The sequence below is a fragment of the Streptomyces hyaluromycini genome, from assembly GCF_002217755.1.
In the GTDB taxonomy this organism is placed as follows: domain Bacteria; phylum Actinomycetota; class Actinomycetes; order Streptomycetales; family Streptomycetaceae; genus Streptomyces; species Streptomyces hyaluromycini.
On record NZ_BCFL01000030.1, the window covers coordinates 16810 to 40371 of the forward strand.

The following is a 23562-nucleotide window of genomic DNA, read 5'->3' on the forward strand; positions in this document are numbered from 1 at the left end:
GTCGCGGGTGGTGGTGCGGTGCCCGCGCCGCCACCCGCCAGGCCTACTGTCACCCGCATGGAGCCAGCCCCGTTGAGTGCTATGCGGGGACGGGCAGAGGCTGTTCGGTCCAGATGGTCTTTCCGGTACCCGTGTGACGGCTGCCCCATCGCTCGGTGAGCTGGGCGATGATGAGGAGGCCGCGGCCTCCCTCATCGAAGATCCGGGCGCGGCGCAGATGGGGAGCGGTATTGCTGCCGTCCGAGACCTCGCAGATGAGAGTGGTGTCGCGGATCAGCCGCAGCCGGACGGGCGGAGCACCGTAGCGGATGGCGTTCGTCACCAGTTCGCTGACTACGAGCTCGGTGACGAAGGCGGCGTCGCCCAAGTCCCAGGCGGACACCTGGGCGCTGGCCAGTTCGCGTGCGCTGGCGACGACGGTGGGATCGGAGGCCAGGTCCCAGGTGGCGACCCGGTCGGGGCCCAGTGCCCGGGTCCGTGCCAGGAGGAGGGCGGCGTCGTCGGCGTGGCCGTCCGTCAGCAGGCGGCGCACCACCGTGTCACAGGTCTCCTCCAAGGAGTCCCCAGGACTGGTGAGAGTCTCACGGAGCAGGGTGTATCCGACGTCCGGATCGCGGTCTCGCGCTTCGACGAGACCGTCTGTGTAGAGGGCGAGAACGCTGCCTTCCTGGAGGTCGAACTCCGCGTCTTCGAACGGCAGGCCACCGACCCCGAGCGGAGGCCCGGCCGGTACGTCGAGGAGGTCGACCCTCCCGTCCGGTGTGGCCAGTGCCGGCGGTGGGTGGCCGGCTCGGGCCATGGAGCAGTGACGGGAGACCGGGTCGTACACGGCGTACAGACAGGTGGCCCCCACTTCGCCGGCGTTCTCGTCGACTGGATCGCTGCCGTTGTCCGTCGAAGCCTCACGGTCCATGCGCAGCACGATGTCGTCGAGTTGGGTCAGCAGTTCGTCGGGGGTGAGGTCAATGTCTGCCAGAGTGCGCACCGCCGTACGCAGTCGGCCCATCGTGGCGGAGGCGCGGATGCCGTGGCCGACGACGTCCCCCGCCACCAGGGCCACTCTGGCTCCGGACAGGGGGATGACGTCGAACCAGTCTCCTCCGATTCCGGCGCGGGAGTGGGCGGGCAGGTATCGGGAGGCCACCTCGACAGCGGCCTGCCGGGGTGCGTGGTGGGGCAGAAGACTCCGCTGGAGGGCGAGCGCTACAGAGCGTTCGCGGGTGTAGCGGCGGGCGTTGTCGACGCACAAGGCGGCACGCGCCGCCAGCTCCTCCGCGAGAAAGAGATCGTCGTCGAACGGGTCTGTCCGGCGGTGCCGGGCGAGGAACACCATCCCTAGCGTCACGCCGCGGGCCCGAAGGGGCACCACCATGATCGAGTGCATGCCGTACGCGGTGATGCACCGGGCCCGCTCCTTGGTGCCTCCCGCCCACCACCGCAGCGTGGTGGAGTCGATCCGGTCTCGTGATGCTCGGCCGGTTGCCAGGGCGCAGCCCGGGGGCGAATCCCTGGGGTAGGCATGGGTCGCTCCGAGCGGTATCACCGTCTCGGGGCAGCCCTTGAGCACGGAGCGTTGAGCGGTGCGGCGGAAGAGCAGCACGTCGTCCAGCGGTGGCGTCTCCGCGTCCTGCCCTTGGAACACACTCTCCAGCAGGTCCACGCAGGTGGGCCCCAGCGCTCCATGCGGTCACCAGACCGCGTTCGTCAACGGGGACCGAGGCTGATTCCACCGGCGACTGCGCTGTCCGGCCCGGACAGAGTGCCGCCGCGGAGTCTCTGTCCATGCGTACCACTCTCACCCTGCGGCGGCAGGACCCCGCGGTCCCGGGCGAGGTCGCCCACCGCTTTTTCCTAGCTTGCTCCCTTCCCGCGGTCCTCACAAGCACGGAGGGGGCACGGGCTCGCACGGGCTGAGCGTCAGGTCCTGGTGAGCGCGCTGCCGCTAGGCGCGATGCTTCGGAGCCCGGGACAGAGTGGACCTGGCCCCGTACGCACAGTGGTGTCACCGGCGCACGCAGTGGCCTGCGGCGGTCATTCGGTTGAACTGCGGTCCTGTGGGTTGGGCGGCTCCCCGCGAGTGGAGTCCGCATTCCGTCCACCGCGCCGGACGCACACAGATGCGCCGTGGGCACGGCCCGCAGGACCTCGGGCTGCTTGGTGGAGAGGTGTCCGTCAGCGATGATCTTCAAGGCGGCGTGCGAGATGCTGGTTTCCTGGCGGCTTGGTGATCGAGGACGAGGGCGAGGCCCCGGCCGACGCCGATGCAGGGGGTGGCGACGCCGACAGTTCAGTTCGCCAAGTTCCCTGAGGCGCTCATCGGCCCGCACGACGCGCTGACGCTGCCGCCCGAGTCCGACGCGGTGGACTGGGAGGCCGAACTCGTCGTGATCGTAGGCCGCAGTGTCCGGCGCGCCGACCGGGCCGAGGCCGAGGCGGCCAGCGCCGGATACACCGTGCTGAATGACGTGACCCTGCGTGACTGGCAGCACCGCACCAGGGAGTGGCTCCAGGGCAGGACCTGGGAAGCCACGACGCCTCTCGGCCCCGTCCTGGTCACGCCGGACGAACTGCCCGCCGACGCCGAGATCAGCTGCACCATCGACGACAAGGTGGCACAGAAGTCCACCATCAGCGACCTGCTGTTTGACGCTGCCGACCTCGTCACCTGCGTGTCCACCGTGATCACCCTCAACCCGGGGACATGATCGTCGGAGAGACGGACGGCCCTCTTCGTTGCGAGCGACGTGCAGGCCCTTGGTGCCCTGGAGGCCGCGCGCCAGCTGGGCATTGTCATGCCGAGCGGGCTGTCGGTCATGTCGTTCGACGACACCCTGGTGGCCGCCAATGGCTTCGCCACCCCTGAGTGCCATGCGGCAGCCGTTCCAGGACTCCGGTCACGAGGCCACGCGCGTCGTGCTCCACCTCGCCGAGGGGCGGCCGCCCGCCACGAAGCGTTAGGAACCCGCGACCGAACTGGTCGTGCGCATGCCCACGGTGCGACCCGAGACCCGGTGAGCACCGGCGAGCTTGAACCCAACTCGCAGCCCCTGATCGCGAAAGCCTTTCGGAACTTGTCGCCCGCCGATATTGCAGCGGCCGAATTGCGGCGCCTAGCGTGACCGACGCCAGCTCAACCGCAGGAGCAACGGCACGCACATCTTGCGCGACAGCACCTGACGGGCATGGCCTCGATTCATATCCCCAGCGCAGAAGGGCCCGGGACGGCCTTGGGGAGACGCATACCCAGCGCAGGGATCATGCCGACTCGAAAGGTGTTCAACGATGAACGGAGTGTCCCGGCGGTGGTTCCTCACGGCCACGGCGGCGACCACGCTGAGCGTCACCGTGGCCGGCTGCGGCAAGTTCGGCAGCGGCGCTTCGTCAGCCTCGGGCAACGCGGACTTCTGGATGCCGCAGGACCCGACCAACTCGGTGTCGAAGACGGCAGTGGACTCCTTCAACTCCGGCGGCCAGGGCAAGGTCACCATCTCCGTGATCGCCACGGACGGCTACAAGGACAAGCTGCGGACTGCGATGGGCTCGTCGAAGATGCCCGGGATGTTCTTCAACTGGGGAGGCGGCAGCCTCGACAACTACGTCACGGCTGGCAAGCTGGTGCCGCTCGATCCGGCCATGGAGTCGCACTTCCTCGCATCCTCGCTGGCCGCGGGCAAGGTCGAGGGCAGGTTCGTCGGTGTCCCGTACCGCGGTACCCAGCCGGTGTTCATCTTCTACAACAAGAAGGTGTTCTCCGACGCGGGCGTCGAGCCGCCGAAGACCTACGCCGACCTGCAGGACCTGGTGAGGGTGTTCACGAGCATGGGTGTCATGCCGTTCGCCCTGGCCGGCAACGCCAGTTCTGCGTGGACGGAGCTGATGTGGGTCGAGTACCTCGTCGACCGCCTCGCGGGCCCCGAGCTGTTCGCGAAGATCGCGGCCGGCAACTGGGCGCAGTGGAAGGACCCCGCGATCCTGAAGACCGCCGAGATGATCAAGGATCTGGTGGACAGCGGCGCCTTCGGCAAGAACTTCGGCTCGGTGAACTACGGCTCCGGCGGCACCTCCACTCTGCTCAACAAGGGCAAGGCGGCGATGGTGCTGATGGGTTCCTGGGAGTACGCCACGCAGCAGAGCGAGGCCCCGGAGTTCACCAAGAAGTACCTCGGATATGTGCCCTTCCCGAGCGTCGAGGGAGGCAAGGGCGATGGTGCGAACGTGGTCGGCAACCCCACGAACTACATCTCGGTGACTACCAGCGCGGCCGAGCAGACCGCGGACGCGTTCCTCAAGACCACCTATAGCGACAGCTACGTTCAGGGCCTGGTCGCGAAGGGCGAGGTGCCGGTCACCGTGAACGCGGCGAAGTTCCTCGACGAGGCGGCCGACCCCGCGTACGCGAAGTTCCAGTACGACTTGGTGCAGAAGGCCCCCACCTTCACCCAGTCCTGGGACCAGGCGCTCGGTTTCACCCTGGGCACCCCGCTGCTGACCGAGATCCAGAAACTGTTCAACGGACAGAGTTCGCCGCAGCAGTTCGTCGACGCGGTGCTGGCGATGCAGGTCTATTGAGGGCACGTCCACGTGGCCTCCGCAGTGACTTCGCGGCCCGTGAACAAGGAAACGGGTTCGTGCCCGGGCCGCTTCGCCCACCCTGGAGCGGCCCGGAGTGGCCCGGGCGTTGCCGGGGCTGCTGTTTTTCGCCGTCGCGCCGATGGGGGGCTGTTCCTCTCCTGCACCCACTGGGACGGCCTGAACACTCAGCAGTTCACGGGGACGGAGAACCGGTCGCGCTTCTTCGGCTACGGCCAGGTCTGGCAGTCCACCCTGATCACGGGAGCCCTGCTGATCGGGAACATCGCCGTCCAAGCGCCGATCAGCATCCTGCTCGGTGTGTGGGCGGCCGGCCGGCAGCACAACCTTGCGGGGCTGTCGACGGTCTCTTCCTGCCGCTGCCGCTGCCGCTGCCGCTGCCGCTGCCGCTGTCCGGGGCGGCGACGGCCATCATGTCCGCCATCGCGACGGTGTCCGTCTTCACCGCCCTACAGGCGTGGAGCGTCTTCCTTTGCCCGCTGATCATGACTCAGTCGGAGGACGACAAGCTGGTGACGATGGGCCTGTACAACTTCGTCTCCCAATACGGTGCCAACTTCCCGGCCCTGCTGCCCGCGGTGCTTCTGTCCGCGGCCCCCGTCCTGGGCGTCTGCCTCTTCGCCCGCCGGGCCCTGGTCACGGGCCTGATGGGAGCCGGCGGCAAGTAACCGCCGCGAACGGGCCCGCCCCTCCACCCGAAATGCAACACCCTTGAGCTTGATCAATTCGTCAGAATGTATGCCACGTGCACGGATTCTAAGCCACCTTGAAGCACGGGGTCTTAGCGCCCGAAGCCGCCAAGACCCCGTGCGTCACCATGCCTTCTCAGCCGAGAGGCACCCGGGACCGCGACACCGCCGTCCCGCTGGTCGAGCGGCTGCGCACCATGTACTTCTCCATCCGCCTCGTGTGGGCGGACGGCGGATATGCCGGCAGTCTGGTCGACCGGGCCCGCCAGAATCTCCGCCTCACCCTCGACATTGTCAAACGCACCGACGACGCCACGGGGTTCGTGGTGCTGCCGCGCAGGTGGGTGGTGGAGAGAACGCTGAGCTGGCTGATGCGCTCGCGTCGCCTGGTGCGTGACTACGAGACGCTGCCGGCCATGCACGAAGCCATGTGTCGGCGTACTCGTTGAAGTGCTTGGCCGAGTACGGATGAACGTGCTCAGCATGTTGGAGTCGGCCGAGCCCTTTGCGGGGTCGAGCTCATTCCTTCTATCGTTCGACTTGGCGTCACCGCGGACGCGGAACAGGACAGTGCCCAGGGCACGGGAAAGCGATCGTCATGGGTGTTTTTGTTCGAATTAGAGGCTGGCTGGAGTGCGACGACCGCCAGCTTGCCCAGGTCAAGGAGATCGTCAGCTCCGAGGACCAGGATCGAACTTATAGCGGCGGCTGGGGCTTCCCGGCGAGGCAGTACAACTTCACCAACTGGGCCTTCTTCGGCGCTGAAATGCGCGCAGAGTCCATCGACTGGTTCCGGGAACAGCTATATCTCGTGGCGCGGATTCCTGCCTCGGACGATGACAACGACCTGGTCACTGGACTCTTCTTCGTCAGCCATGAGGTTGAGGGCATGAGCGAGTGGCAGGTCCGCGATGGGGATGTAGTGACCAGCCGCGCGAACGGGCAGTATCAGTACCTCGACGAGTAGAGCTACTGATCGGCCAGTCGTGGAGGAGCGGGCGGTCACGCCACGTTGGTGTTCCGCTCGATGACGGCGAGTCGGTTCTTGAGCCGGTAGCTGGGGCCGTTGATGGCGATCACCTCGTCGCCGAAGACCTGGCCCCATTCACTGAAAGTCTTGTTCGAGGTCAGGATGATCGAGCCCTTCTCGTATCGCTTTGAGATCACCTGGAAGACCAGGTTCGCCTCGGCCCGTTCGAGAGGCTGGTAGCCGACCTCATCGACAACAAGAACGCTGGGCCGCAGGTAGGTACCTAGCTTGTTGAGGAGCCGTCCGGCAGCCTCGGCGGCTCTGAGGTTGCGGACCATGTCGTCGAGGCTGGTGAAGTAGATCGAGTAGCCAGCCCGGCAGGCAGCAACCGCGAGAGCGACGGTGACGTGCGTCTTGCCGACCCCGGGCGGGCCGAGCAGGGCGGCGTTGGCCTTGGCCTCGACGAAGGAGAGGGTGGCAAGGTCCTTGACCTTGTGCGGGTCGAGGTCCGGCTGGAAAGAGAAGTCGTACTCATCGAGCGTTTTGTGGTGCGGTAGCTTCGACAGCCGCAGGCCCTGTCGAATGCGGCGGTCGTCGCGGACGGCGAGTTCCTCGGACAGCACCAGGTCGAGGAAGTCGAGGTAGCCCATCTTCCCTTCGCCGGCCCGCCGGATGTACTCGTTGATGGCTTCGGCCAGGTGGGGCAGGCCAAGCTTGCCGGCCGTGCTGCGGATGCGGGTGCTGACCAGCTCGCTCAAGACGTTTCCCTCGTGCTCGGGTGGACGGTGAAGGGGCGGGTGCCGGTCAGCTCGTCATAGACCGACAGCGGACGGCGGCCGACCACGACGCGGGTTGCCGCGGCCCGGTTCAGCAGGGCCTGCAGCGGCCCGGCCTCCCGTCCCAGGGTCGGCTCGCCCCGGGGCTGAGCCGGGACGTCGCCGGTGGTGGTCCGGCGGCCCTTGCCGGTGGGCAGGCCGTCCCCATGCGTTTCCTCGACGATGCGGACACCGCGGCCAACCGCGCGTTCATGAACGGCCAGCAGCGTCTCCCCGCCGGTGTCAACATCGGTCGAGTGGAGCATGACCTGGGACTTCGTGGCCCGGACCTCGACCAGCTGGCGAGGACGGACCTTGCGGGCGGGGACCGAGTAGAGGTTGCCACCGAAGGCGACCAGGCAGTCCTTGCCGACCGGCTGCAGATGCCGTTCGGCCACCAGATACGGGGTCGGCGGCTGCGGCTTGAGGGCTGCGTGGTCGCGGGCCGCCCGCTCGCCGATGACCTCCCGGTGCGTCTTGTGGATCTGGGCTCGCCGTTGCGGCACCCAGGCTGCGAAGGCGGCGTTCATCTCCTCTATGGAGGAAAACGCCCGTCCGGACAGGACGTGGTCGCGGATGATCAGCACCTGGCGTTCGACGCGGCCCTTGCCGGTGGGCCGGTAGGCGGCCAGCACATCGATGTCGAAGTCGTAGTGGCCCGCGAAGCCGACCGCTTCGGGGTGCAGGGGGACGGCCTCACCGGGGGCGACGTGGCGGCGCACGACGGTCTTGGTCCGGTCGTAGACGATCGTCATCGGCACCCCACCGAAGTGGGCGAAGGCCCTTCGGTGGCAGTCGAAGAAGGTCTGCAGGTCCTGGCTGGGGGTGAAGCAGCAGAACGGGTCGCGGGAGTACGACAGCGTCATATGGAAGGAGTAGATCTTCGGGATGCCCATGTGGGCGAGGATCTTTCCTTCGTCACCCCAGTCCACCTGGGCTTGGGCCCCGGGAATCACCTCGAAACGCCGGTGTATGCCCGCTAGTTCCTTCGGCGTGATGCCGAGTTCCCTGGCGATCCTGGGGCGTGCTTCCTGGACGTAGAGCTTGGTCCGCTGGTAGTTGCCGGTAAACCCGTACTCGTTCGCCAGCCGTTCGTGGATGACGGCAGCCTTCATCAGGATCTCCGCCCGCAGCATCGAGTCGATCAGCGGCGCGAACTCGTCGATCATCCTGGCGCGAGGCCGCCCGTTCGCCGCCCGGCGTGGAGGCGACGCAGGCCCGTCAGCGGACAAGTACTTGCTGACCGTCCGCCAGTTAAGCCCAGTCTCTTTGGCGACCTCGGTCAGGCTCATGGCTCCGGACTCGACCAGGCCGCGAAAGCGCCGCAGTTCCAGCCAGCGCTGTGGATCCAAGACCACGGCCCACTCCTCTCTGCGACCTCGAACAACAGGCAGCAGAGTGGCGAATCTCAGCCCTCAGCACATCAAGAACTCTGCACGTTCATCCGTACGCGGCTATGTACGTTCACATGTACGCCGACACCATGGTGCTGTGGTCGATGACCATGCTCATGAGCGGTCGGCTGGCCGGACGTCGCCCTGGTGCCTTCAGCAGGGCAACCGTTGGCGCGGTGAACACCCCCGGCCGCACATGGAGCACCCACCCCCGCTCCACCAGGCGTTTCGCCTTCGGACGCACCCCCTCCACCTTCGCCGGGACGACCTCCAGACCCAGGGCTGCGGCCAGTTGCCGGCAGCGCATGCCCTCCCGGCCGGCTTCCGACTCCAGCACCGACACGATCCGCCGGTAATCCGGTGCGAGGACCGACGCCGCCATGCCCTCCGCCCGCCGCGGCACCGGCGAGCCCGTCACCGCGCTCTGCACCGGCTCCACGACCGCGGAAGGCGGCCCGGCCAACACCTCGGCCACTGTCGCACGGGCATCAACCAACCGCTGAAGCGCAGCTTCGGCCCCGCTGAGCGCGGCCTGCACCCGCTCGGCCTCCTCCCGCAACCGCGCGATCTCCTCCCGGACCCTCTTCTCCCGGGCCTCCAACAAACCGAGCACCGACGGCATCGGCCACCTCCACGAGCCAGACGAGCAGACGAACCACGTCCATCTGTCCCGCCGCCGACCGGAGTTCATGCCCACCCACCCGAACTAAACGACCACGTTCGGAAAGCGGATGACGTCTCAGGCGTGCAAGTGCTGACCTGCGGGTGGCTGCGCAACTTGAGGGCTGGCTCTTGGTTGGGTGTCTGGGTGGGCACGAGGGCTGGGACGGGGCGGTCTGGGGTGGGTGGGGTCTCTCTCGTGGGCGGGAACAGGTGGTGTGGGAGCAGGCTCAGGGCTCGATGGCGAGGTGTTCGATGAGGTCGTCGCGCAGCGTGAATTGATAGCGGAGATCGATGGTGCCGCCGGGGAAGTTGCCTTCGAGGTGGTGTGTGGCGATGTAGTGGGCCGGGTCGGTCTCCTGGGCGTTGGTGAGGTGGATGGTGTAGGTGAATTCGGTGGCGGATCGGTCCAGCCATCGCTCGATCGCGGCGCTGCCCTGGTAGGTGTTGCCGTCGTCGATCACTGTGGCGTCGTCGGTGAACGTCGTGACCGCGGTGGCGGTGTCGTGGGCGCGGTGCGCTGTGAGGTAGCGGGTGATCACCTCGGGCAGGTCGTCCGGGGTGATGGTCCGGGGCTGGTTGTCGTGCATGACGCTCCTGATGGTGGCGGCGGGTTCAGACGGTGGGGGTGGTGCCGCCGTCGATGACGTGTTCGGCGCCGACGATGGCCGAGGCGCGGTCGGAAACGAGGAAGGCGACGAGTTCGGCGACCTCCTCGGGCCGGTTGGGACGGCCGAGCGGGATGCCTCCCAGGGAGTCCATGAGCCGGCCCAGCGCTGCTTCCTGGCTGATGCCGGCGTCGTGGGCGATCCGGGCGACGAGGTTGTCGGCGGCCGAGGTCTGGACGAAGCCGGGCGAGACGGTGTTGACGCGGACGCCGTGCGGGGCGACCTGGTTGGCCAGGCCCTTGCTGTACGTGGTCAGAGCGGCCTTGGCGGCGGCGTAGGCCAGGGTGCCGTTCCACAGCGGCATGCGGCGCTGGATCGAGGTGACGTGCACGACCACGCCCTTGCCCGTGGCGATCATGTGCGGGAGGAGTGCGCGGTCCAGGCGGACGGCGGCCAGCAGGTTCGTGTTCAGCTCCCTGGCCCAGTCGTCCTCGCCGAGCGCGGCGAATCCTCCTGCCGGTGCCTCGGAGCCGCCGAGGGTGTTGACCAGGATATCGACGCCTCCCACGCGGGCGTCCACCTCGGAGGCGACGTGGGCGGCGCCCTGGGCGGTGGACAGGTCGGCGGTGATGAACGTCTTCTCCTCGACGTCGTCGGGGCGGCTGCGGGCGGTGACCAGCACGGTCGCGCCGGCCTGGGCGAGCCGTCGGGCGATCGCGGCTCCGGTGCCCTTGGTGCCGCCGGTGACCAGAGCGCGTCGGCCTTCGAGGGATTCGCTGATGGATGTGGTCACGTTGTGCTCCGTTTCCGGGGGCAGGTATGCGGGGCGCCGCTCCCGTCCTGACTGCTAAAATAGAACCTACTAACTTCGACTTTAGCAGTAACTGAGGGGATGGTCGCCGTGGCAAGCCGGATCAGGCTGGAGGACCGGGAGTGCCCGCTGTCCACGACGGTGGAACACGTCGGCGAGTGGTGGACACTGCTGATCCTCCACGACGCCTTCGACGGCTACACCCGCTTCGACCAGTTCCAGGAGAGCCTGGGCATCTCCTCCAGCATGCTCACCACCCGGCTGAAGACCCTGGTCGCGGACGGTCTGCTGGAGCGCCGGCCCTACCAGACCAGCCCCGTCCGGCACGAGTACGTACTCACCGAACTCGGGCGCTCGCTGCGCCCGGTGATCGTCGCCCTGGCCGCGTGGGGCAATGCCCGCCTCACGCCGACAGAGCGCAGCATGATCCTTGTCGACGCGCACAGCGGCGAGGAGGTCGAGCCCGTCGTCGTCGACGCCAAAACCGGCCGCCGACTCGACGACAGCGCCGCCTACGTCTTCACCGCGGGCCCCGCAGCCAGCGACGCGATGCGCAGCCGCTACGCGGCACGGCCTGCCATTCCCGCGGAAGAGGCGTAAGTCCGCCCGTAAGAGCCTCGTACGGCCTTGAGCAGGGCCGCGAGCACGGGCTGCACCTGACCAGCCTCGCGGCACCGGCTTGTCGCCGGCGTGATACCTGCCAGCCCTCCCCGGTCGTTGAGAACTGGATCAAGTGAGGCGAGGAGCAATACCGGTCGTTTCCACGGCTCTGTCCGCAGTTTCGTGAATCCCCAGGTCAGGGAGGTGAGCGAGGGATCGTTTCGGCATAGTATGTCCCGGCATGGCGAGCAAGACGGTCGGGGCTGTGCTGTTTCCCGGTATCGATGTGAGAGTGGAGCGCGTCAGCGACTCCTCTGACGTCCTCGTGGTGGAGGCTGTGTCCACGGCTCGCCCGGGCCGGTGCCCGGGCTGCGGGAAACAGGCGTGGCGCATACATAGCACGTATCAACGAGCCCTGAATGAAAGGCCGTTGGGGCCTCGCCGGGTCATAGTCCGGCTGTGGGTCCGCCGGTACTTCTGTGATCGGAAGAGTTGTTACCGCAAGACGTTCGTCGAGCAGGTGCCGGGATTGTCCGAGCGGCACCGCCACTCCAGCACCGGGCTGACAGGGCGGCTGCGGTCGATCGCGGTGGAACTGGGCGGCCGTCCGGCCGCGCGGTTGTGCCGCCGACTGCGGCTGGTCGCGGGCCGGACCCGGCTGCTCAGGCTGTTGACGGCGCCGGCGGTTCCGGATCGTGCGCCGCGAGTGCTGGGGGTGGATGAGTTCGCCTTCCGTAAGGGCTGCACCTCGGCCCGCGTGAGGGTGTGCTCGATGCTGTCGACGGCTTCGCGGGCGGCTTGCCGGGTGAGGTGACTGTCGACGGACGGGAGCGGCCCTGACACCGTCGGGCCGTACGAGTACCGCCGGACGGTGCGGGCCCGGAGAGCCTGCTGGAGAGCAGCACCACCACTGCCCCCACTGCTGAACGGCGCGTAGCGTGTCGAGGCATGACGCTGCTGCCGGACCTGCCGCAGAACACGGCGCTGCTCGACCTGCTGCGGCGGCAGGGCGTTCCGCGGGAGAGCCGTGCCTACGCCTACGAGGGGTGGGAGCTGCATACCCACCCCGATCTGGTCGAGAGACTTGGGGACCTTGCTCCCCAGTGGCCCGTCCTGGCGACGTTCGGGGTGCCGGTGCTTGCAGCCAAGGGCATCGCCGCGGTCGTCGCCTTGGGCACGCGCATGCTGCTGGTGCGCCTTCCCGAAGCGCCGGCCGAGCCCCTGGAGCCCGCGGGGCCCTGCCCGCCCCTGACGGATCCGGGCCAGGGTTGGTACTCGGTCTGCCCCTGGCAGAGCGAGCTTCCCTCGACGGAGTCCCAGCGCCTGTTGTCGCTTCTGGTCCAGCATGCGCTCTCGTATGCGGCGAGTCTGTCGGAGGACGACAGCATCGACTGGCAGGGGCGCCCGGTGCAGGCCTCCGGGCAGGCGCAGGGCAAGGCCAAGGTCAGCCGCCCCGGCAGGGACAAGGGCAGGCGGCAGGGCCGACGCGGACGACGGCGCTAGTGTGCGGAGCGAGTCCTGATCAGCGGGTCGCCCCTGGTGAGGTCTTTGATCCGGATCGGCAGACACGGCCCGATGAACTCCCGCTCCTCGTTCGTCAGTTGCCCTCACGTCACGGAAAACGATCTACCGGATCAGGACTCGGGCCTGTCCGACGGATCACGCGAGTTGGCGGGTTTTCGGGGTCAGGGCGGTGAAGGTTCGGGTGCTGTAGGTTGCGGTTGCGGTTGCGGATGCCGCGATCTGCGGTACAGGTCAGTCCGCGTCCGTGGCCGCAGATTCAGCCGTGGGCGGGCGCGCGGGGCGCGCTCCTGTTCCATGCCTGCATCCCCGTCTCGGAGTTCGGTGCGGCATGGCCTGACGGTGTGCCGGTGCAGGTGCATGCGAAGGAAGCCGATCCGTTCTTCGCCGAGGACATCGACGCAGCCCGCGCGCTCGTCTCCGACTGCGCTGATGCGGAGATGTTCCTGTATCCCGGAGACCAGCACCTGTTCGCGGACCATTCGTTGTCGTCCTACGACCCGGACGCTGCCAAGCTCCTGCCCCGGCGGGCGATCGAGTTCCTCGGCTTGCGCCAGCCGGTGGGCCTGCCGCCGCTGCTGCCACGGCGTAGGCGGTGGGCCCGCTGATCACGGCGTCCGGGGACGGACGGTGTGCTTGAGCTGTCGATGCGGCAGGTAACGGCGGTTGCGCGTGGCGAGTGCGCTTCGTCGCCGCTGAGACGGTCCGGCCGGGGCACGCGAAGGCGGTCGGGAACCGGGATCATCTGTGAGGGACGGCCTTAGCCGCGCGGGGCGACGAGAGGCAGGACGATGGTGTCCAGGATCTCCTCGATCACGCTGGGGGGCACCGCCTCATGGGTCTGTGTGAGTTCGAGGCTGACGAGATCGAGCGGCAGGTCCCGGATGCGCGGCGTGAGGGCGGCCGGGTCGACTTCTCCCCGCGCGGCGGCGCGGTCCCAGATGTCCTGGGTGCCGAGGGCCTGGTAGATCCGCTGTCGCAACTGCTGCGCGAGATCTTGGTTCTCCTCGGCCGGTCCGCCGAAACGCGACCCGAAGACGGCCAGAATCTCCGCTCTCTTGTCGGACTTGCTCACCAGGTAGGCCAGGAGGTCTCCGCGCAGCGTGCCAGTGTCAGGGACGGGCGGCCTGTTGTGGTCGATCCAGTGCAGGACGGCCGCAGCAAACAGCTCCTGCCGGCTTCCCCAGCGCCGGGCGATCACGGGGCGGCTGGTCCGGGCGCGTTCGGCCACCGCTTCCATGGTCAGCCTTTCGTAGCCGTTCTCCATCAACTCGTCCCACGCGGCTGCGAGTAGCGCACTTTCGAGTGCTGCTCCGCGGCGACGGGTCTGCCGGTCGGTCACGACCCCTCCATAAGATCCATCGATGCATCTAATTGACGAGGGTGCCCTCTCTGCATAGAGTGCACACGTGCATCTTATGTGACTGAGGTGCGATCGCGGCCGTCGCGGCGGCGGACCGTCGCAAGGCTCCCACCGCGAGCGCGCGGATCACCTGATACACCGGCGGCCTCGCCGGCGGCTCGGCCGTCCGAAACCCTCCCCCTGTAGGGAACCGAAGGGACTGCATGACCAGCGAATTCCGCCTCGGCGGCGACCTCCCCGTCAACCGTCTGGGGTTCGGTGCGATGCGCCTGCCGTCCCGGAGCGGCATGGGCGGCGAGCCCCGCGACCTCGAAACCGGCCGTGCGGTGCTCCGCCGTGCCCTTGAGCTCGGCGTCGACCACATCGACACCGCCGACTTCTACCGCAGCGGCGACCATACGGCGCACGCCAACACGCTCATCCGCGAGGCCCTTCACCCCTACCCGGACGGCCTGGTCATCGCGACCAAGGTCGGCCCGCTCATCAGGCCCGACGGCTCTTCCGCCGGCGCGCCCGGCGACATGCGTGCCCTGGTGGAAGAGAACCTCACCGGTCTCGGCATCGACCGTCTCGACCTGGTCTACCTGCGCGTGGGGCACATGGAGCCCCCGCACGGCGAGTCCGTCGCGGCCCGTTTCGAGGCGCTCGCCGAACTGCGCGAAGAGGGCCTCATCCGTCACCTCGGGCTGAGCAACGTCGACATCCGGCACCTCGCCGAGGCCCGCGCCATCGCCCCGGTCGCGGCAGTCCAGAACCAGTACCACGCCGCGCACCGCGCCGACGTGGAGATGCTGGCCGCCTGCGAGGAGGCGGGCATCGCCTTCGCGCCCTTCTTCCCCCTCGGCGGCGGACGCGAGCCCGACGACGACCGCCTGGCCAAGGTCGCCGCCCGGCACCGGGCCACCGTCGCCCAAATCGGACTGGCCTGGCTGCTGGCCTCCTCGCCGGTCACTCTCGCCATTCCCGGCACCGGCTCGGTCCGTCATCTGGAGGAGAACATGGCCACCGGATCGGTCGCGCTCTCGGACGAGGACCTCGCCGACCTTGCCTGACCAACACGACGCCCAGCGTGCCGATCACGCACCACGAAAGGTCTCTCTGCCATGAAGCTGCTCGTCCTTGGAGCGACCGGACTCACCGGTCGCCATGTCGTCGACGCGGCCCTGCGGTCCGGCGACTCGGTCACGGCGTTCGTCCGCAACCCGGCGGCACTGGCCGATCTGGCCGACCGCGTCACGCTCGCCACCGGAGACGCCACCTCGCTCCAGGATCTCTCCGCCGCCCTGCCTGGTCATGACGCAGTCATCTCCGCCCTCGGCGCAGGCAACTCCCTGACTTCGGTACGCGCCGACGACCTCTTCACGCGCTCCTCCACGGCCCTTGTCGCCGCGGCCGAGGAAACCGGTGTCTCGCGCCTGGTCTGGCTGTCGTCGTTCGGCGTGGGCCACACCCTCGCCTGGTCGAGCATCCCGCAGAAGGTGATCTACCGCACGCTCCTGCGAAACATCTACGCCAACAAGGCAATAGCCGACGAAAGCATACGCTCCAGCGGGCTGGACTGGACCATCGTCCTCCCGACCCGGCTGACCAACGACCCCGCCAAGGGCACGTACGGCGTGGGCGACAGACTGCCGATGAAGGGCAACCCGACGATCAGCCGGGCGGACGTGGCGGCATTCATGCACAAGGTGGTCCGCGGCGGCGAGTGGACCCACCGCAGCCCCGTGATCAGCGACTGACACCCTCCCCCTCCATCCCGTTCCCGGGCACGTCGGCACCCGGCTCCGGTCAGTGAGTGCCGGGCTCCTCGTAGGGGATGCGGTTCAGGTGCAGAACCTCGCCCAGGGTGCCCCATTCGTCGGCGCCGAGTTTGGTCAGCGGACGCAGCAACTCGCTGCCGGGCCGCCCGTCGGCGAGGCAGTTCTCGTCGACGGCGGCATGCAGTACCCGCCCGAAGACCAGCGTGGAGTTGCCCATGCGCAGCGTGGTGTGGGAACGGCACTCCAGAACCACATGGGAGGCGGCGACTCTGGAGGGACGCACACACTTGCTGGGCTCGCGATCGATGCCCGCGGTGTCGAATTCGCTCACCGAACGGGGGAAGTCGGTGGCGGTCGCGTTGATCAGCCGCAGCAGCGGTTCGGACGAGAAGTTGACGACGAACTCCCCGGTGTCCTCGACGTTCCGCAGGGAGTCCTTCCGGCCGATCGAGGTGAACTGGACGATCGGGGGATCGGTGCTGGCGATGCTGAAGAAGGAGTGCGGGGCCAGGTTCTCGGTACGTCCGTCCGGTGTGATCGTGGAGACCCAGGCGATCGGCCGCGGGATGACGACCGACGTCAGGAACCTGTAGAAATCCGCGCTGCTCATCGCCTCAGGGTCGTATTCCAGACGCATGGTGGCCTCTCAGGTGCTGTTGCGGCCGAGGCTCGCGCCGCCGTCGACGCGGAGGATCCGGCCGGTGATGAAACCCGCGTTCTCGGAGAGTAGGAAAGCGATGGCGGCTGCCGGCACCGAGCCGTCCCGGCGGAGCGCTCGGTGGAGCGCGGAGGCTGTGGATCAAGATGATCGGGTGTCAGGAGCTGTTCGCAGCGTTCCCCTCTCTTTGCGGGGCTTTCATGTCCCATGTTCCTCGGCCGCGTGGCATCCGCGCTCGCGTCGCATGACTGCGAGGCGCGGCCGGTCGGACCGGTGCTTCACATCGCCGGTTCGGCCGGCCGTGAGGGAGCGGGCAGCCCGCGGCTGACCAGGTCCACGGCCTCGGACACCAGGGTGACCACCTCCGGTCCGGAGTCCGGTTGCCAGCAGCTGATGGCGGCCTGCAGTGCCGCGAAGACCGCGGCCGCGGTCGTCCGTACGTAGAGGTGGCACTCCGGCAGGCCGGTGCGGGCCGCCACCGCCCGCGTCACCGCGTCCTCCACGGTGCGATTGGTCAGCATGATCCGTGGCAGCAGCTCGGGACGCTCGCGCAGCAGCAGCACGCGCTCCAGCCAGATCCTGCCGGTGGCGAGCTCGCTGAGGCGATCCACGAACACGGCCCTGATCGCCTCCGGCGGGGTTTCCTCCGGAGGGCGGGCGGTGATCCGCTGCTCGATCAGCGCGGGTGCCCCCTCCTCCAGCATGAAGGCGGCCTCGTCCTTGGTGGCGAAGTAGTTGAAGAAGGTGCGCGGAGAGACTCCGGCCTCGGCGCAGATGCTCTCCACCGTGACGGCTTCCGGGCCATGGCGGCGGAAGAGGGCCACCGCGGCGCTCTGCAGTGCTCGGTGCGTCGCTCGCTTCTTGCGTTCGCGCAGCCCGTCGGGGCGGTCGCTCGCCATCTGCCCGTTGCTCTCCATCTGCTCGTCGGACCCTTGTGGGCCGGCGCCCCAGCAATTGCTACAGTACTGCAAAAATGCAGTACTGCAAGTATCTAGGACGATGACCGCGCTCAGTCGTACGCCGGACGGGACCCGCTCCGGTCGTCCCCGGCGAATGGGAGTTCCCGTGGCGGAACGGACGGAACGATCCAGGGGCCAGTCCGTGGCCATGACCCTGGCCGAAGCCCTGTGGTTCCCGGTGTCCCTGTTCCTGGGCATGCTGTTCTTCTTCGCGCCCGCTCTGCATGCACCGCAGCCGCACCATGTGAAGGTCGCGGTGGCCGAGTCGGCGCCGGCCCGGCGGGTCGACAGCGCGCTGGGCACCAGGGTGCCCGGCGGGTTCGACGTCACCGCGGTCCCGGACGGGCGAGCGGCTAGGCAGTCGGTGCTCGACCGGGACACGGTGGCGGGCTTCCGCGAAGACCGGGGGCATGCGGTGCTGTACGTGGCGAAGGCCAACGGCGCTTCCCTCGAGCAGACCCTGACCCAGGTGTTCACCCAGGTCGCCGCCGAGAGCCACCGGCACCTGACCGTCACCGACGTGGCGCCCACCGAACGGAAGGACGAGCTGGGCACCACCTTGCTGTACTTCTCACTGGCCTGGAGCATCCCGGCCTACGTGCTGGCGACCACGCTGCTGCGTGCGGTGACCTTCAGCCGGCGCAGGAAGCTCCGCACCATCGCCGGGGTGGCCGCCGGGTACAGCGTCATCGGCTTCTACGCCGGCGTGTGGCTGGGCTACCTGCCCGACAAACCCCTGGCCATGGGGGTGTCCTTCCTGCTCACCACGGCGGTGGCGACGGCCGCCTCGGGGCTCGCCCCGTTCGTCCGGCAGTTCTTCCCGGCCGTGGCGAAGGGCCTGTTCATCGTGATGAGCATCCCGACCAGCGGCGGCGCCGTGCCCGCGCCGATGCTGCCGATGTTCTTCCAGCACGTCCGGGAGGCGATGCCGCTGGCCAACGGTCTGGACGCGCTGCGGGGCGTCCTCTACTTCGACGGCGCCGGAGTGCTCAAGCCGGTCCTGGTGCTGTGTGCCTGGTTCGCGGGTGGCGTCGCCCTGCTCGGGCTCGACCTCCGGCTGCACAGGCGCAGAGCCGGGGCGCCGGCCGTGCGGGCCGGCGAGGTGGACGACGGCGACGGGCAGGGCGAGCTCGTCGGGGAACCCCCGGTCGAGGACCCGGCGCTGGAGACGCCCAGGCCGGCGGCGCTCCCGGTGCACGCGCACCACTTCGGGGAGCAGGTGCCGGTGCTCACCGGCCGGGTCCAGGATCGCGAGGGCCGCCCGGTCCGCGGCGCCGCGGTGACCGTCATCGACGCGCGGGGACGTCAGCTCGTGCGCAGCGTGACCGACGAGACCGGTGAGTACGCCGCGACCGGACTTCCCGAGGGGTACCTCAGCATCGTGGTCTCGGCACCCGGACGGCATCCGATGGTGCATCAGACGCTGCTGCAGACCGGGATGACGGCGCGGGCCGACTTCGCCCTGCACAGCATGGCGCAAGGACGCCACGCCAAACCGGCGCAGGCGATCGCCCCGTCGGTGTGACCGGGCGTGCGTGTCAACAGCGTGAGCCCCAGGCGGCTTTCCGCGTTCCGTGGCCGCGTCTGCCGGGTGAGGTGGCGGTAGCTGCCGGCGGTCGTCGGCAGGGTCGAGTCGTCGCCGGACGGTCAGGCGTCGACGACGAGGTTCTCCCGGGGCCGGGAGCAGCAGAGGAGGATCTTGTTCTGGGCGATCTCGCGCGGCCGGATGCCTCCGTTGTGCCGCATGTCGACGGATCCGGCCAGCAGGGTGGTCTTGCAGGTGCCGCACATCCCCTGGGCGCAGGAGGCGGGCAGGCTCAGGCCGGCCCGGGCGGCGGCCGCGAGGAGGGAGGTGTCCGCGTCGCAGGTGAGGGTACGCCGGCTGCGGGCGAACTCGACGGTGAAGACGTGTCCTTCGGCGGTGTCCCCGCTGCCGGGGGCGGTGCCGGCGACGGCTTCGGCGGCCGGTGGCGCGTCGAAGGTGAAGCTCTCCTCGTGGTAGCGGTCCATGGCGAACCCTGCCGTCGCGAGCAGGTCGCGCACGGCGGCCATGTAGCCGGTCGGACCGCAAGTGAAGATCTCCCGCTGCCGGAAGTCGGGGGCGATCTGCCGGAGCATGTCGAGGGTCAGTCGGCCGCGGTGGCCGCCCCAGGGTTCGGTCGGGCCGTCCTCCTCGCAGACGTGCACCACCCGCACGGTGGGGGCGGTGGCGGCGATGAGGTCCAGTTCCCGGCGGAAGAGGATGTCGGCGGGGGTGCGGGCGCTGTGGACGAACACCACGTCGGCCGGGTGCGCGAGGTCGTACAGGGCCCTCGTCATGGACATCACCGGTGTCGCGCCACTGCCGCCGGACAGGAACAGGTACTTCGGCGCGGGGTGCCGGGCGAGGGTGAACTCCCCGAGCGGCCCCCTCGCCCGCACGGTGTGGCCTGGCCGCAGCCGGTCGTGCAGCCAGTTGGAGACCAGGCCGCCCGGCACCCTCTTCACGGTGATCGCGACGGAGTGGGGGCGGGTCGGCGGCGAGGAGATGGTGTAACACCGCTCGACGGACCGGCCGTCGATGTCGACGGTGAGGGTGAGGAACTGTCCGGGGTCGTGGTGGAAGAGGCGGGGCTGCGGGGGCTGGAGGACGAAGGTCCTGACGTCGGGGGTCAGGGCGTGGACCTGCTTGCAGACCAGCAGGCCGCCGGTGTCGCCACTGGTGTCGCCGCCGGTGTCCTCGTCGGTCCAGGAACGGGTGCCGGCCCAGGCCGGGAGCGTGTCGGTCATCGTGCCAGGTGCGCCTTCAGCCGGGTCGCGTACCAGTTGACGAACGCCTCGACCTGGTACTCGGTCGGGCCGTAGGGGCCGGGCCGGTAGGCGGGGCTGCCGATGCCCTGCTGGGCGCGGGCGACGAGGAGCGCGTCCTGGTCGTTCGTCGCCGTCCACACCCGCGTCAGGCTGTCGAGGTCGTAGTCGACCCCCTCGACCGCGTCGGGGTGCACCAGCCAGGTGGTGCGGACCAGGGTGCGGTCCGGTGCGAGCGGGATCACGGAGAAGGTGATCGCGTGGTCGGAGAGGAAGTGGAACCAGGCGTTGGGCTGCATGTGCATCGAGAGGCGGCCCAGGCGGGGCGTGCGGAAGTCGGCCAGCAGGCGTTTGCAGGCAGCCGTACCGTCCTCGGTGAAGGATTCGCCCGCGCCGTCCAGCGGTTCGCGCTGGATGCGGAAGCCGGTGGTGCGGGTGTCCAGTTCCTCGATCGCCTCGTACGGCAGGCCCAGTGACTCGTACGTCGTGCGGGACTCGGCGTCGGCCTGAAGGTAGCGTTCGTACGCCGGCCGCAGCACCGGCGGCACGTCCTGTTCGGCGTAGCCGTACACGGGGAAGAGGGAAGACTGCAGCTCGGGGTGGCCGCCGCAGTGGTAGCACTCCCGGTTGTTCTCCATGGTGAGTTTCCAGTTGCCGTTCTCCACCAGGTCGATCTGCGCGGCCACCTTCGCCCGGCGCAGGCCGTGCGGCAGGATGTACGGCTCGATGCGGGCGGCCACCTCGTCGAAGTCGGCGGGCGGGTCCTCGGCGAGGCAGATGAAGACCAGGCCGGCGACCGTGCGGGCGTGCACACTCCGCAGACCGAAGCAGGACGGGTCGAAGTCGGCCGGCTGGGACTCCGCGTGCAGCAGGCGGCCGTCCACGCCATAGGTCCAGCGGTGGTAGCCGCAGACGATGTTGCCCACCGAGCCGCGTTCGTCGTTGAGTATGCGGGCGCCGCGGTGGCGGCAGACGTTGTGGAAGGCGCGTACCTCCTCGTCGTCGTCCCGGACGACGACGACCGAGTACGGCCCGAGGGCCACGGTCACGTAGTCGCCGGGCTCGGGGAGTTCGGCCTCCGCGGCGACGAACAGCCAGTGCCGGGCGAAGACCGCCTCGATGTCGAGGTCGAAGAACTCCCGGCTCGTGTAGAAGGGGGCTTCCAGGCTTTGGCCGACGGGACGGCGGGCCACCAGGCCGGCCAGGTCCGTCGCGGGGGCGAGTGTGCTCAACTCGATGTCTCCATAAGGTCGGTGCGGGTCAGACCGGCAGGCACAGGCGCAGCGCGTCGTAGACGGCGGCGTGGATGTTGCGGCTGGTGACCGCGTCGCCGATGCGGAACAGCCGGTAGCGTCCGGCGTCGTTGCGGACCACCGTCTGCTCCCGGTGGTCGAGCAGGGCGCGGTGGTCGATCTCGCCGAGATTGCTGGATCCGGGCAGCAGTTCGCGGTACAGCTCGTCCGCGGGCAGGGTGCCGTGTTCCACGATCACGTGGTCGACGGCCAGTTCGGTGCCGGTGCCGGTGTAGTCGCTGTGGAGGGTGGCGGCCAGGCGGCCGTCGAGGGTGCGGCGTACGGCGCGCAGCCGCCGGGCGAGGGTGGTGGTCACGCCGTGTTCCGCGAAGACCTTGAGGTAGGCGGGGGAGTTCATGCTGCCGACGTCGGGCGCGAGGGTGCGTTCCGGTGTCACGAAGTGCAGGCGGGCGCCGGACGGGGCGAGGACTTCGACGGCGTCGAGTGCGGGATAGCCGCCGTGGTCGTCGTAGACCAGTACCTCGCCCCGTGGGCGCAGTGAGCCGGTCAGCACGTCCCAGGTGTCGGCGACCAGATCCTCGCCCGCGTCGAGGAAGGACCGGTCGGGCATGCCGCCGGTGGCGAGGACGACGAGGTCGGGGTGTTCGGCGAGCACGTCGCGGGACTCGGCGTACCGGCCGAAGCGGAGGTCGACGCCGTGCTGCTTGCACTCGGCGACCCGCCAGTCGACGATGCCGAGCAGGTCGCGGCGGCGCGGGTTGGCCGCGGCGAGCCGGATCTGCCCGCCGGGGAGGTCGCCGGCCTCGAACAGCACGACGTCGTGGCCGCGTTCGCCGAGCACCCGGGCGGCCTCCAGGCCGGCCGGCCCGGCGCCGACGACGACCGCCTTCCGCCGGCGGCCGGTGGTGGCCGGGACGGTGTGGGGCAGTTGGAGCTCCCGGCCGGTAGCAGGGTTGTGGACGCACTTGGTGTCGCCCGAGTCGTAGATCGCGTCCAGGCAGTAACTCGCCCCGACACAGGGGCGGATGCGGTCCTCACGGCCGCCTGCGATCTTGGCGACCAGATGGGGATCGGCGATCTGGGCGCGCGTCATGCCGACCAGGTCGAGCAGACCCTCGCGCAGGGCGTACCGCGCGGTGGCGGGATCGGCGATCCGGGCCGCGTGCATCACGGGCACCCGCAGCCGGCGCCGGACCTCGCCGGTGAACTCCAGGAACGGGCCCAGCGGGGTGCCGATCGGCGGGATCGTGCGGACCAGGGAGGCGTCGCTCTCGATGGAGCCGCGGATGGTGCTGACGAAGTCGATGCCGTCGTCGGTGAAACGCTCCGCGGCCACCAGGGCGTCGTCGAAGGCCAGTCCCCCCGGGCGGTCCTCGTCCAGCATCAGCCGGATCCCGACCACGAAGTCCGGGCCGACCGCCTCGCGCACCGCGCGGATCACCCGTCGCGGGAAGGACATGCGGTGTTCCAGGCTGCCGCCGAGGTCGTCGTCGCGGTGGTTGGTGGTGGGGGAGAGGAAGCTGTCCAGGAAGTGGCCGTAGGCCTCCAGCTCGATGCCGTCGAGGCCGGCCTCCCGGCAGCGCTGGGCCGCGGCGACGTAGTCGGCCGTGACGCGGTCGAGGTCCCAGGCCTCGGCGGCCTTCGGGAACGCCCGGTGCGCCGGCTCGCGCAACGGGGACGCGGAGAGCACCGGCAGCCAGTCGCCGGAGTAGTTGCTGGTACGGCGGCCCAGGTGGGTGACCTGGCACATGACCGCCGCCCCGGCGTCGTGCACCTCGTCGGCGAGCCGGCGCAGCCACGGCACGATGTCGTCCCGGTACAGCAGCAGGTTGCCGAAGGCGGGCGGGCTGTCCGGCGAGACCACGGCGGAGCCGCCGATCATGGTCAGGCCGACGCCGCCGCGTGCCTTCTCGACGTGGTAGGCGCGGTAGCGGTCCTTGGGCAGACCGCCCTCGCCGAAGGCCGGCTCGTGAGAGGTGCTGACCACCCGGTTGCGCAGGGTGAGGTGCTTGAGACGGAAGGGCTGGAGCAGGGGATCGACACTCTGGGAGGGCATGACCACTCCTCGGGAAGCGGGGTGCCGACGGCCGCGGCAGAGCTTCGGTGACTGCGCGGCAGCGTCGT

At 69.1% G+C, this 23562-nt stretch carries 23 protein-coding genes and 2 pseudogenes; 13 read left to right on the forward strand and 12 right to left on the reverse strand.

All coding sequences use genetic code 11. From position 1 onward, the window contains the following. Window positions 1–79 precede the first annotated feature (79 nt). A pseudogene (locus tag SSP29_RS40445) lies at window positions 80–1660 on the reverse strand (SpoIIE family protein phosphatase); the annotation flags it as partial. Between the two features lie 601 nt (window positions 1661–2261). Between SSP29_RS40445 and SSP29_RS40450 the strand changes: the two are divergent. The 6 genes from SSP29_RS40450 to SSP29_RS40475 all read left to right on the forward strand — a co-directional run bounded on the left by SSP29_RS40450 (window position 2262) and on the right by SSP29_RS40475 (window position 6246). Continuing rightward, window positions 2262–2705: a fumarylacetoacetate hydrolase family protein gene (locus tag SSP29_RS40450; protein WP_089105943.1), complete on the forward strand. Its 444-nt coding sequence runs from the start codon at window positions 2262–2264 to the stop codon at window positions 2703–2705. A gap of 39 nt (window positions 2706–2744) precedes the next feature. Further along, the gene (locus tag SSP29_RS60475; protein WP_150135858.1) at window positions 2745–3119 is read left to right on the forward strand and encodes a hypothetical protein; all 375 of its coding nucleotides are present in this window, start codon (window positions 2745–2747) and stop codon (window positions 3117–3119) included. Window positions 3120–3282: 163 nt separating this feature from the next. Next, the gene (locus SSP29_RS40460) at window positions 3283–4569 is read left to right on the forward strand and encodes an ABC transporter substrate-binding protein (protein ID WP_089105944.1); all 1287 of its coding nucleotides are present in this window, start codon (window positions 3283–3285) and stop codon (window positions 4567–4569) included. A 323-nt stretch (window positions 4570–4892) separates the two neighbouring features. Then, window positions 4893–5258: an ABC transporter permease family protein gene (locus tag SSP29_RS40465; protein ID WP_089105945.1), complete on the forward strand. Its 366-nt coding sequence runs from the start codon at window positions 4893–4895 to the stop codon at window positions 5256–5258. 149 nt (window positions 5259–5407) lie between these two features. Further along, window positions 5408–5728, forward strand: coding sequence for a transposase (locus tag SSP29_RS40470; RefSeq protein ID WP_150135859.1), 321 nt, complete (start codon window positions 5408–5410; stop codon window positions 5726–5728). A gap of 149 nt (window positions 5729–5877) precedes the next feature. Further along, entirely contained in the window at window positions 5878–6246 is a 369-nt protein-coding gene (locus SSP29_RS40475; protein WP_089105946.1) for a hypothetical protein, read from the forward strand. A gap of 35 nt (window positions 6247–6281) precedes the next feature. Here the strand turns inward: SSP29_RS40475 and istB are convergent, their stop codons facing one another. The 5 genes from istB to SSP29_RS40500 all read right to left on the reverse strand — a co-directional run bounded on the left by istB (window position 6282) and on the right by SSP29_RS40500 (window position 10519). Further along, entirely contained in the window at window positions 6282–7007 is a 726-nt protein-coding gene (gene istB, locus SSP29_RS40480; protein ID WP_089105947.1) for an IS21-like element helper ATPase IstB, read from the reverse strand. Further along, window positions 7004–8422 (reverse strand): IS21 family transposase, encoded by a 1419-nt coding sequence (istA, locus tag SSP29_RS40485; protein WP_150135860.1) that lies wholly within the window; start codon window positions 8420–8422, stop codon window positions 7004–7006. The genes istB and istA overlap by 4 nt, the downstream gene beginning before the upstream one ends. Window positions 8423–8528: 106 nt before the next feature. Next, window positions 8529–9080: a hypothetical protein gene (locus SSP29_RS40490; RefSeq protein WP_150135861.1), complete on the reverse strand. Its 552-nt coding sequence runs from the start codon at window positions 9078–9080 to the stop codon at window positions 8529–8531. 268 nt (window positions 9081–9348) lie between these two features. Further along, window positions 9349–9708: a nuclear transport factor 2 family protein gene (locus tag SSP29_RS40495; RefSeq protein WP_089105949.1), complete on the reverse strand. Its 360-nt coding sequence runs from the start codon at window positions 9706–9708 to the stop codon at window positions 9349–9351. A gap of 25 nt (window positions 9709–9733) precedes the next feature. Then, window positions 9734–10519 (reverse strand): SDR family oxidoreductase, encoded by a 786-nt coding sequence (locus SSP29_RS40500; RefSeq protein WP_089105950.1) that lies wholly within the window; start codon window positions 10517–10519, stop codon window positions 9734–9736. Window positions 10520–10618: 99 nt separating this feature from the next. On the opposite strand from SSP29_RS40500, the gene SSP29_RS40505 reads away from it, so the two are divergent. From SSP29_RS40505 to SSP29_RS40520, 4 genes and pseudogenes are all read left to right on the forward strand, one after another. Next, a complete protein-coding gene (locus tag SSP29_RS40505) occupies window positions 10619–11137 on the forward strand; it encodes a winged helix-turn-helix transcriptional regulator (RefSeq protein WP_150135863.1) in 519 nt (172 codons plus the stop codon). A gap of 241 nt (window positions 11138–11378) precedes the next feature. Further along, the gene (locus SSP29_RS40510) at window positions 11379–11951 is read left to right on the forward strand and encodes a transposase family protein (protein WP_089105951.1); all 573 of its coding nucleotides are present in this window, start codon (window positions 11379–11381) and stop codon (window positions 11949–11951) included. A gap of 134 nt (window positions 11952–12085) precedes the next feature. Further along, complete coding sequence (locus tag SSP29_RS40515) at window positions 12086–12640, forward strand: hypothetical protein (protein WP_089105952.1); 555 nt, start codon at window positions 12086–12088, stop codon at window positions 12638–12640. A 293-nt stretch (window positions 12641–12933) separates the two neighbouring features. Continuing rightward, a pseudogene (locus SSP29_RS40520) lies at window positions 12934–13266 on the forward strand (dienelactone hydrolase family protein); the annotation flags it as partial. A 152-nt stretch (window positions 13267–13418) separates the two neighbouring features. On the opposite strand, the gene SSP29_RS40525 reads toward SSP29_RS40520, so the two are convergent. Next, window positions 13419–14000 (reverse strand): TetR/AcrR family transcriptional regulator, encoded by a 582-nt coding sequence (locus tag SSP29_RS40525; protein WP_145969010.1) that lies wholly within the window; start codon window positions 13998–14000, stop codon window positions 13419–13421. A 224-nt stretch (window positions 14001–14224) separates the two neighbouring features. On the opposite strand from SSP29_RS40525, the gene SSP29_RS40530 reads away from it, so the two are divergent. Then, window positions 14225–15073, forward strand: a complete 849-nt coding sequence (locus tag SSP29_RS40530) for an aldo/keto reductase (protein ID WP_089105954.1) — start codon at window positions 14225–14227, stop codon at window positions 15071–15073. A gap of 51 nt (window positions 15074–15124) precedes the next feature. Beyond that, the gene (locus tag SSP29_RS40535) at window positions 15125–15760 is read left to right on the forward strand and encodes an NAD(P)-dependent oxidoreductase (protein ID WP_089105955.1); all 636 of its coding nucleotides are present in this window, start codon (window positions 15125–15127) and stop codon (window positions 15758–15760) included. 49 nt (window positions 15761–15809) lie between these two features. Here the strand turns inward: SSP29_RS40535 and SSP29_RS40540 are convergent, their stop codons facing one another. Both SSP29_RS40540 and SSP29_RS57290 read right to left on the reverse strand, forming a co-directional pair. Beyond that, window positions 15810–16418, reverse strand: coding sequence for a flavin reductase family protein (locus SSP29_RS40540; protein WP_089105956.1), 609 nt, complete (start codon window positions 16416–16418; stop codon window positions 15810–15812). Window positions 16419–16717: 299 nt separating this feature from the next. Continuing rightward, complete coding sequence (locus SSP29_RS57290) at window positions 16718–17356, reverse strand: TetR/AcrR family transcriptional regulator (protein ID WP_218036963.1); 639 nt, start codon at window positions 17354–17356, stop codon at window positions 16718–16720. 190 nt (window positions 17357–17546) lie between these two features. On the opposite strand from SSP29_RS57290, the gene SSP29_RS40550 reads away from it, so the two are divergent. Further along, on the forward strand, window positions 17547–18923 hold the full coding sequence (locus SSP29_RS40550; RefSeq protein WP_245883497.1) for a carboxypeptidase regulatory-like domain-containing protein: 1377 nt from the start codon (window positions 17547–17549) through the stop codon (window positions 18921–18923). A gap of 122 nt (window positions 18924–19045) precedes the next feature. Here the strand turns inward: SSP29_RS40550 and SSP29_RS40555 are convergent, their stop codons facing one another. From SSP29_RS40555 to SSP29_RS40565, 3 genes are read right to left on the reverse strand one after another with little or no spacing between them, the layout of a single operon-like run. Then, window positions 19046–20167, reverse strand: a complete 1122-nt coding sequence (locus SSP29_RS40555) for an FAD-binding oxidoreductase (RefSeq protein WP_089105958.1) — start codon at window positions 20165–20167, stop codon at window positions 19046–19048. Beyond that, a complete protein-coding gene (locus SSP29_RS40560; protein WP_089105959.1) occupies window positions 20164–21417 on the reverse strand; it encodes an aromatic ring-hydroxylating oxygenase subunit alpha in 1254 nt (417 codons plus the stop codon). Before SSP29_RS40560 ends, SSP29_RS40555 begins: the two co-directional genes overlap by 4 nt. A gap of 28 nt (window positions 21418–21445) precedes the next feature. Beyond that, entirely contained in the window at window positions 21446–23494 is a 2049-nt protein-coding gene (locus tag SSP29_RS40565) for an NADH:flavin oxidoreductase (protein WP_089105960.1), read from the reverse strand. Window positions 23495–23562 lie beyond the last annotated feature (68 nt).